This window comes from Clostridium polynesiense (assembly GCF_000820705.1).
GTDB classification, from domain to species: domain Bacteria; phylum Bacillota; class Clostridia; order Clostridiales; family Clostridiaceae; genus Clostridium_AA; species Clostridium_AA polynesiense.
Genome location: NZ_CCXI01000067.1, coordinates 1 through 8,558 on the forward strand (window position 1 = coordinate 1; position 8,558 = coordinate 8,558).

The window sequence follows — 8,558 nt, forward strand, 5'->3', positions numbered from 1 at the left end:
AATCCATTAAATGATTCAAGCTTGTCAATTGTTCCACCTGTGTGGCCTAAACCTCTTCCTGACATCTTAGCTACAGGTACTCCCAAACTTGCAACCATTGGACCAAGTACTAGTGTAGTAGTATCCCCTACTCCTCCAGTACTGTGTTTGTCAACCTTTATACCTTCAATGCTCTTTAAATCTAAAATGTCTCCTGATTTTACCATTGCCATGGTTAAATCAGAGGTTTCTCTTTTTGACATTTTATTAAAGTAAATCGCCATAAGCAGTGCTGAAACTTGATAATCAGGAAGTTCACCTTTTGTATATCCATCTACAAAATAATTTATCTCTTCAGTAGTTAATTCTTTTTTATTTCTCTTTTTTAAAATAATATCGTACATTCTCATAAATATATCCCTCTCTTACATTTCTTCTATTATGCCTTCAACCAGTCTCACAAATTTTTCTGTAGCTTTATTTGCTGTTTCCATGACCCTTATGTGGTCTAAGGGTTCCAAATTATCAGCTATAGCCATATCTGTAATCACAGATATACCAAGTACTTTCATGGACATGTGATTTGCTGCTATTACTTCTGGAACCGTTGACATACCGACTGCATCACCGCCTAAGAATCTTAGATATCTAAGTTCTGCCGATGTTTCATAGGTAGGACCGCTTACTGGTACATAAACTCCATTTTTAACCATTATATTTAACTTTTCTGCTGTCCTGTTCGCAAGGTCAATATATTCTTTTTTATAAGCCTCAGACATATCAGGAAATCTTGGACCTAAAGCATCATAGTTGGCCCCTATTAAAGGGTTATCCCCAATCATATTTATATGATCAGTAATAATCATCAAATCACCAGCTTCAAATTCAGGATTCATTCCTCCTGCAGCATTGGTAATAATCAAACTGTTCACTCCAAGCTCCTTAATAACCCTAATAGGAAATGTTATGGTATTTAAAGGGTAGCCTTCATAAAAATGAAATCTCCCATTCATAGCTATTATTTTCTTGCCTTTAAGCTCTCCAATAATCATTTCTCCTGCATGCCCTTTAACAGTGGACTCAGGAAATCCAGGTATATCTTTATATTTTATTTTAACAGGCTTTTCTATTTTATCTGCCAATTTACCAAGACCGGATCCTAATACTATGGCAATATCTATGCCGCCATCACACAGGGCTTTAATATGATTAGAAGCAGCTTTTATATCCTCTATGGTTTTCATACATATTCCTCCTGTGTTATAGGTCTGAAATAATGTTAGATACAAGTTCAATAAAGTTTGCCTTTACCTTAGCAGAAGTTTCTATAACCTCTTCGTGATTTAAAGGCTGATCTAATATTCCTGCTGCCATATTTGTTATACAGGATATTCCTAAAGTTTCAATTCCACAGTGATTTGCAGCAATAACCTCTGGAACCGTAGACATTCCTACTGCGTCTGCTCCTAGTTTTCTTGCCATTTTAATTTCAGCTGGTGTCTCATATGTTGGACCTGAAAACATCATATAAACTCCTTTTTGAATCTTCAAAGATAGTTTCTCAGATGCATCAATAGCTTTCTCTACTAATCTCCTGCTGTAAGCCTGGGACATATCAGGGAATCTTGGTCCTATCTCCTCATAATTTTTACCTATAAGAGGATTGTCTCCTGAGAAGTTAATGTGATCTGTAATAATCATAAGGTCACCTGGGTTAAAGGAAGTGTTAACTCCTCCTGCAGCATTGGTAACGATTAATTTACTTACTCCGATAAGCTTCATTACGTAAACCGGCATTACCACCGTCTGCATAGGATTACCTTCGTAGAAATGAAATCTACCCTGCATCATAATAACTTTTCTTCCTTTATAATCTCCAATAACAAACTGACCAGCATGGCCTTGAACGGTAGATACAGGAAAATGTGGTATATCGTTATACTTGATAATAACCTTGTTTTCTATCCCCTCAGCCATATCTCCCAAGCCTGAACCTAATATTACTCCTATTTCAGGCTGATAATTCAATTTACTTTTTATAAAATCAGAAGCTTCTTTAATTTTGTTTAAATCCATATGTATTCCTCCTATTTTATTATTTTAAACGTTTAAAAGTAATTAATATATAAAATTATTAAGATAAGAATATTATACTCTTATCTTAACAAATAAATCAAAAAATAGAAAATAAAAGGTGATAAATTCTTTATGCCCGAGGATGAGTCGTGTTATATATTTCTCTTAATTTTTTTCTAGGCAGTACATCAAGATAAATCTGAAGCACATTGACCCCTTTAAGACCTAATAACTCCTGAATAATATTAATATCAGCACCATTTTCAAGAAGGTGAAGGGCGAAGGAATGTCTAAAGGTATTAAGATTTATTTCTTTATTAATTCCTGCTTTAGAAATATAATGCTTAATAATCTTCCATATTCCCTGTCTTGTAAGTATATCATAATTACTATTTATAAACAGGTAGTCGTTCCCATTATCAATCTGTTTTCTTTCATCTAAATATTTTTTTAAGCTTTCTATTGATTTAGTGCCTAAAGGAATAACTCTCTGTTTTTTACCTTTTTGGCACTTCAAAAATTTTAGGTTTATATCAATATCTTGAGTTTTTATGTCTATAATTTCGTTTACCTTTAGTCCTGTACCGTATAAAACCTCCAATAGAGCTTTATCCCTTATTCCCTTAAAGGTTTTACTGTCCGGTAAGGATATAATTCTATCTATTTCATCCTGTGATAAAAATTCAGGAGTTTTCCTTTTAGGCTGTGGAGCGTTATATAGCAATATGTTTTTGTCAATTTTATAATTATTATGAAGAAGAAATCTATAAAATTTTTTAATAGTGTTTATCTTTCTTGTTACAGTAGCTACTGACTTGCTGCCTAAACTGCTGTGAACATAATTATAAATCACATCATTATTAACCTTGATATAATTTATATTATTGACATCAAGGTATACTTTAAAATCTGTTATATCACTTATATAAGCTTTTATAGAATTATTGCTAAGCCGCTTCTTTTCTAAAAAATCATAAAATTCTTCTAATAAATCATTCATATTTATCACCATTTATAATATTTTTTGTTTTTTTAGTAATACCACAGTATAAATAATCCTAAGTACCAATTTATCTTTATTTAGATATTATATGTCTAAGAATGCCTGGTGTAAACACCCCTTCAATAAAAAAGCCCATAAACATTATTAATGCTATTACTATAAAGCAGTATAAATAATTAACTACATTCTTACTATTAGTATAATGGGATGTTTTAATAAATCTGTTTTTAATTTTTTCCAAAGATAAATTAAAAGAATATACCGAGATAATTATAATACAGGCCACATATATTAAATTTTGAGGCATTAATGCTAATAGCGCAAACCCCATTGATTTGTATCCCATACTTACTATTATAAAAGAAAAGGAAAATCCTAAAGTATATCCTTTTATCATATTAGTTATTAATATAACAGGAATTCCAAGGATTGTAAAACCAAAGCCCCATATAACCAATATGATTATAAAATTATTCTTTACAGCTTCAATGATAAGCTCCCTATTATCGAAGCTTTTTTCTTTAAGACTCTGCAAAAATAAAGAAAAATAATCGTTTAGATTATTCATATCATAACTATTCATATATTTTACTGTATAAACTCCCAGAACTATACCTATAGAAAAAAACAGAATAATCAGCATTAGAGCCCACATATTTTTTTCAATTTCTTTAGCTATACCATTCTTCATTAATAAGTTTCCCATTTTAACCTCCAAGTAAAATATTTTTATATATACTATGATAATTATTTTCCATATATGATTAAGTGAATTACATTTAGATTCCATAAAATTAAAGACACCTGCCTATTAAAAATAATCATAAGCAGGTGTCTTTAAAATAAAAAGTTATTTTATATTCATTTTCAGTATTGAGCCCTTTAATTTAATCACTTCAGCTCACTTTGTTTTTAAGTCTTAATTTATCTGCCACCATAGCAATAAACTCAGAATTAGTTGGCTTACCTTTATCATTATGGATGGTATATCCAAAGAGTTTGTTGATAGCTTCAACCTGTCCTCTTCCCCAAGCTACTTCTATAGCATGTCTTATAGCTCTTTCTACTCTTGAAGCAGTTGTATTATACTTTTTAGCTATTGAAGGATAAAGTTCTTTAGTAACAGCTGATAATAACTCCATATCATTAACTACCATTGTTATAGCTTCTCTTAAATACATGTAGCCTTTTATGTGAGCTGGAACTCCTATTTCATGAATTATACTTGTAATTTCTGTTTCTAAATCCATTGGTTCTTTTCTTGTGGATTTAACCTCAGGTGTATCTATAAGAGATATTGATTTTTTTGAGCTATCGCTGGATATTGTATTATTAAACATCTGTCTTATTCTTTTTGTGAATACATCCATATCAAAAGGTTTAACCACATAGTAATCTGCTCCTAAGGTAATTGCTCTTTGAGTAATCTTATCCTGTCCTACTGCAGATAAAACTATTATTCTGGGCATTGGATTTATATCCATGGTGCTCAGCCTTTCTAAGACACCCAAGCCGTCTAAATGGGGCATAATTATATCCAAAACAACCAGGTCAGGCTTTTTTTCTTCTATTAACTTTAAAGCCTCCAATCCATCTTTTGCAATTCCTGTAACTATAATATCTCTTTGATTTAATAGATAATCATTTAAAATATTACAGAATTCCTTGTTATCATCAGCAATAAGTACTGAAATTCTATTTTCCTGCATAAGATTCTCTCCTTTAAGCTTATTCCATTATTTAACAAATTATTAATTCGACAAAAGTAAAATAATTCCTTCTAAAAATGAAACTTTTTATAAAATTTTATAATACAAAAAGATATCATACTATAATGATATCTTTTTATATTATACCTATATCTTACTATTAATCCTAATATTTTTAAACTCATTTTGATAAAATATTTGCATCTTTTATCATCCAATGTATATAAATACCATATCCAGTGTCTGGCTTGTTCACCAGAACATGGGTTACAGCTCCGATTATTTTATCATTCTGTAGTATTGGACTGCCACTCATACCTTGAACTATGCCCCCGGTTTTACTCAAAAGCTCGGAATCTGTAATTTTAATAATCATGCTTTTAGATCCTGGAGCATCCTGAGGTAAAAGCTTAACTATCTCAATATCATATAATTTAGGTCCGCTTTCATCAATTGTAGTAATTATTTTTGCTTTTCCTTCTTTTATTTCTTTTTGAGAAGCAACTTTTAAAGGCTTTTTATATCCGTTTTGTATTATTTTTTCCGAGGCAGTTCCAAATATACCGCAGGCGGTATTGGTATTTACTTTTCCAAGTGCGGTATCTTCATTTACAAAAATACCTTTGAGTTCACCTGGATTTCCTTTTTCTCCTCGTTTTATATTTATTATAGAAGAATCTATAAGCATTCCACTGCTTATTTTTAACATAGAGTTTGTATCTACATCTGTAATTGGATGTCCTAAAGCTCCAAATTTATGTGAATGTGGATCATAAAATGTAAGAGTTCCTACTCCTGCGGTAGAATCTCTCACCCATAATCCTATTTTAAAATTCTCATCATCTTCAGATCTTACAGGAATTAAATTTTTTGTTACCACTTCTCCATTTCTTTCTAGCTGCAGCTTAATTTCTTTACCACTGCCTTTATTGATTATATTGATTAAGCTCTTTGTATTTTCTACAGCTATATCGTTTACCTTAATTATAGAATCTCCAACGGCTATACCAGCCTTCCATCCAGGACTTTCCACCGTGCCTTTTGAAGAACTTATTTCAGCAAATCCTACAACTAGAACTCCTTTAGTTGTTATCTTCACTCCTACACTTTGCCCTCCCGGTATCAGCTCTAACTCCTTTTCCTGGGATTTGGCTGATGCTAAAGCTATATGAGATATATTATTATTTAAATAGCCTATATTTAAATTTTTATTATTGACTTTAAACACAGTATCTTGGTCGCTGCCTCCAGTTAGCAATGTATTGTAGGGAAAAATTAAAAGCAGTAAAGTCAAAATGGGAGTTACGATGTTAAAATTTTTAAATTTATTTTTTCTGCTCATCTTTACTCCTCCTTTTTCTTTTCTCCTTTTAACTTTCCCTGATGTAAGCAACCTTATGCTGTAATAAAGCTGCTATTAAATACAAAGATAATTGAAGTTACTATGATTATGAAATTTTGAAAAATAAAAACCACAAACTAAAATATTAGCTCATGGTCTTATAATTCCAAATTATTGGTTAATTATGTATATTTAATTGCTGTTTTTTTAAATTTGCTAATTTAATTATTTCTTTAGCATTTTGCAGAGTTACTTCAGTAATTTCTACTCCACCTATCATTCTTGCTATTTCTTTTTCCTTTTCAGAGGACTTTAGATTACTAATTTCAGTGAAGGTTTTATCTTTAATGCTGTACTTAGAAACCAGGAAATTGTTATCTGCCATTGCAGCTATCTGAGGAAGATGAGTTACACAGAGAACTTGATGTCTTGTTGATATTAAATACATCTTTTCAGCAACGCTCTGAGCTACTCTTCCGCTTATTCCGGTATCTACTTCATCGAATATAATCGAAGGGATTTCATCATTGTTTACAAACACCGTTTTTAAAGCAAGCATTATTCTAGACAACTCTCCACCGGAAACAACTTTTTCCAAGGACTTTAAAGGTTCCCCAGGATTAGTTGAAATAAAAAACTGAACCTTATCCTTACCATTATTGTAAATTTTATCGCCAAATTGCACATTGACTTTGAAGGTACTCTTTTCCAAACCAATATGTTTAAATTCCTCCATAACGCTTTTTTCAAGCTTTAATGCATTTTTTGCTCTTATTTCGTGTATAGATAAAGCTATATTGTTAAGAGTATTTATTAATTCAGCTTCTTTTTTCTGAAGATTTTTTATGACTTCTTCACCATTAATTAAGTCTTGGTATTGCTTTATAAGTTCATCTTTATACTGTAAAATCTCATTAACAGATCTTCCATATTTTTGTTTATAGTTAGAAATGATGTATATTCTATTATTTATTTTTTCCAATCTTTCTTCATCATATATTATATTATCCTTCAAACTTCTTATATCATTTATTATTTCTTCTAAAGAAAAGCTTAAGCTTTCAAGGTTCTTACTTATTTCCTCCACTTTTGTCATATGCTTGCTTATTGAAGAAATTTCACTTAAAGCATGAGAAACTAAGTCATAAGCTGACTGTCCTTCTCCATATTCATTAAGTAAAGAATATACATTATTTAATCCTAAACTGATTTTTTCAGCATGACTTAAAATCTTAAACTCTTCTTGAAGTTCAGCTTCTTCCTTTACAGATAAATCCGCTGATTGGATATCATCAATTTGATATTTTAGGAAGTTTACTACGTTCTGTTCATCCTTGCTGCCCTTTAATTCTTCTATTTTGCTCTTTACTGAAATATACTCATCATAAATATTTTTATATTCATTTAAATTCTTAGATAAATTCTTTTCTGAAAAACTGTCAAGATAATTTATATGATTGTTCACTTCCAGTAAATTTTGATTTTCATGTTGACCATGTATGTCCAAAAGCGTTTTTGAAATTTCCCGTAAAGTGCTCAAAACAGCAGCCTTACCATTAATTTTACTAATGCTCTTTCCATTCTGAAAAGTTTCTCTGCTTAGTATAACTACATTATCTTTATCTATATTAAGGTCATCCAGAATATTTATTGTTTTATTAGATTCTAATGTAAAAATAGCCTCTACATAGGTTTTGTCTTCACCGGTTCTTATTAAATCCTTATTGAATTTATTTCCCATTACAAAATTAATTGCATCTATAAGGATAGATTTACCTGCTCCTGTTTCTCCAGAAAGCACATTAAACCCTTCAAAAAAGGATATAGTAAGCTTATCTATAAGAGCAAAATTATTAATTGTAATTTGTAATAACATAAAACCACCTATTCTTAATCTAAGAGATTAATTTTCTAATCTTATTAACTAATTCTTCAGCACTGCTTAAGGTGCGGGTTAAAATAAATATTGTGTTATCCCCTGCTATAGTTCCTGCTATTCCTTCAATTTTAAGAGAATCAATAGCTTCTGCAGCAGCAGGAGCAGAACCGGAAATAGTTTTAACAACAACAAAATTATTTATATTTTCTACTCCTAAAGTTGTATTAGCTAGTATACTTACCAATTTATGAGATATGTCATCATCTCCTTGAGATATTGAAACATACTTATAAGTACCCTTTGAAGTCAATACCTTAGTAAGCTTTAATATTTTAATATCTCTTGAGACTGTAGCTTGTGTAATATCAAAACCGGAAAGCTTGAGCTGCTCTGCTAATTCTTCTTGGGTTTCTATATCTCTTTTACTTATTATCTCAAGAATCTTAGAATGTCTTTTAGATTTCATCACTATCACCTGCACACTCTCTGGTTTTGTTAATAAGCTTTGACCTAAGAATTGTAAAGTAATCCAGATCTTTAAAGTTTACAATATTAATTTTTATATCAGCC

The 8,558-nt window shown here is 30.7% G+C and carries 8 protein-coding genes and 1 pseudogene; all 9 read right to left on the reverse strand.

Features of this window, described 5'->3' with window-relative positions:
* Positions 1-389: pseudogene (deoA, locus tag TA89_RS06265) on the reverse strand (pyrimidine-nucleoside phosphorylase); the annotation flags it as partial.
* Positions 390-404: 15 nt separating this feature from the next.
* Positions 405-1,223, reverse strand: a complete 819-nt coding sequence (locus tag TA89_RS06270; protein WP_040211845.1) for a purine-nucleoside phosphorylase — start codon at positions 1,221-1,223, stop codon at positions 405-407.
* A gap of 16 nt (positions 1,224-1,239) precedes the next feature.
* Entirely contained in the window at positions 1,240-2,055 is an 816-nt protein-coding gene (locus tag TA89_RS06275) for a purine-nucleoside phosphorylase (RefSeq protein ID WP_040211846.1), read from the reverse strand.
* 130 nt (positions 2,056-2,185) lie between these two features.
* A complete protein-coding gene (locus tag TA89_RS06280) occupies positions 2,186-3,055 on the reverse strand; it encodes a tyrosine-type recombinase/integrase (protein WP_040211848.1) in 870 nt (289 codons plus the stop codon).
* 76 nt (positions 3,056-3,131) lie between these two features.
* Entirely contained in the window at positions 3,132-3,764 is a 633-nt protein-coding gene (spoIIM, locus tag TA89_RS06285) for a stage II sporulation protein M (protein ID WP_040211857.1), read from the reverse strand.
* A 190-nt stretch (positions 3,765-3,954) separates the two neighbouring features.
* Positions 3,955-4,767: a sporulation transcription factor Spo0A gene (gene spo0A, locus TA89_RS06290; protein ID WP_040211850.1), complete on the reverse strand. Its 813-nt coding sequence runs from the start codon at positions 4,765-4,767 to the stop codon at positions 3,955-3,957.
* A 181-nt stretch (positions 4,768-4,948) separates the two neighbouring features.
* On the reverse strand, positions 4,949-6,109 hold the full coding sequence (spoIVB, locus tag TA89_RS06295; protein ID WP_040211851.1) for a SpoIVB peptidase: 1,161 nt from the start codon (positions 6,107-6,109) through the stop codon (positions 4,949-4,951).
* 178 nt (positions 6,110-6,287) lie between these two features.
* Complete coding sequence (gene recN / locus TA89_RS06300; protein WP_040211853.1) at positions 6,288-7,985, reverse strand: DNA repair protein RecN; 1,698 nt, start codon at positions 7,983-7,985, stop codon at positions 6,288-6,290.
* A 19-nt stretch (positions 7,986-8,004) separates the two neighbouring features.
* Positions 8,005-8,454, reverse strand: a complete 450-nt coding sequence (locus TA89_RS06305) for an arginine repressor (RefSeq protein WP_040211855.1) — start codon at positions 8,452-8,454, stop codon at positions 8,005-8,007.
* Between the last annotated feature and the right edge of the window lie 104 nt (positions 8,455-8,558).

What these genes read in the sequence shown, in the direction of transcription:
- TA89_RS06270 (WP_040211845.1), bottom strand. Translation starts at nt 1,223, where the DNA reads ATGAAAACCATAGAGGATATAAAAGCTGCTTCTAATCATATTAAAGCC.
- TA89_RS06275 (WP_040211846.1), bottom strand. Translation starts at nt 2,055, where the DNA reads ATGGATTTAAACAAAATTAAAGAAGCTTCTGATTTTATAAAAAGTAAA.
- TA89_RS06280 (WP_040211848.1), bottom strand. Translation starts at nt 3,055, where the DNA reads ATGAATGATTTATTAGAAGAATTTTATGATTTTTTAGAAAAGAAGCGG.
- spoIIM (WP_040211857.1), bottom strand. Translation starts at nt 3,764, where the DNA reads ATGGGAAACTTATTAATGAAGAATGGTATAGCTAAAGAAATTGAAAAA.
- spo0A (WP_040211850.1), bottom strand. Translation starts at nt 4,767, where the DNA reads ATGCAGGAAAATAGAATTTCAGTACTTATTGCTGATGATAACAAGGAA.
- spoIVB (WP_040211851.1), bottom strand. Translation starts at nt 6,109, where the DNA reads ATGAGCAGAAAAAATAAATTTAAAAATTTTAACATCGTAACTCCCATT.
- recN (WP_040211853.1), bottom strand. Translation starts at nt 7,985, where the DNA reads ATGTTATTACAAATTACAATTAATAATTTTGCTCTTATAGATAAGCTT.
- TA89_RS06305 (WP_040211855.1), bottom strand. Translation starts at nt 8,454, where the DNA reads ATGAAATCTAAAAGACATTCTAAGATTCTTGAGATAATAAGTAAAAGA.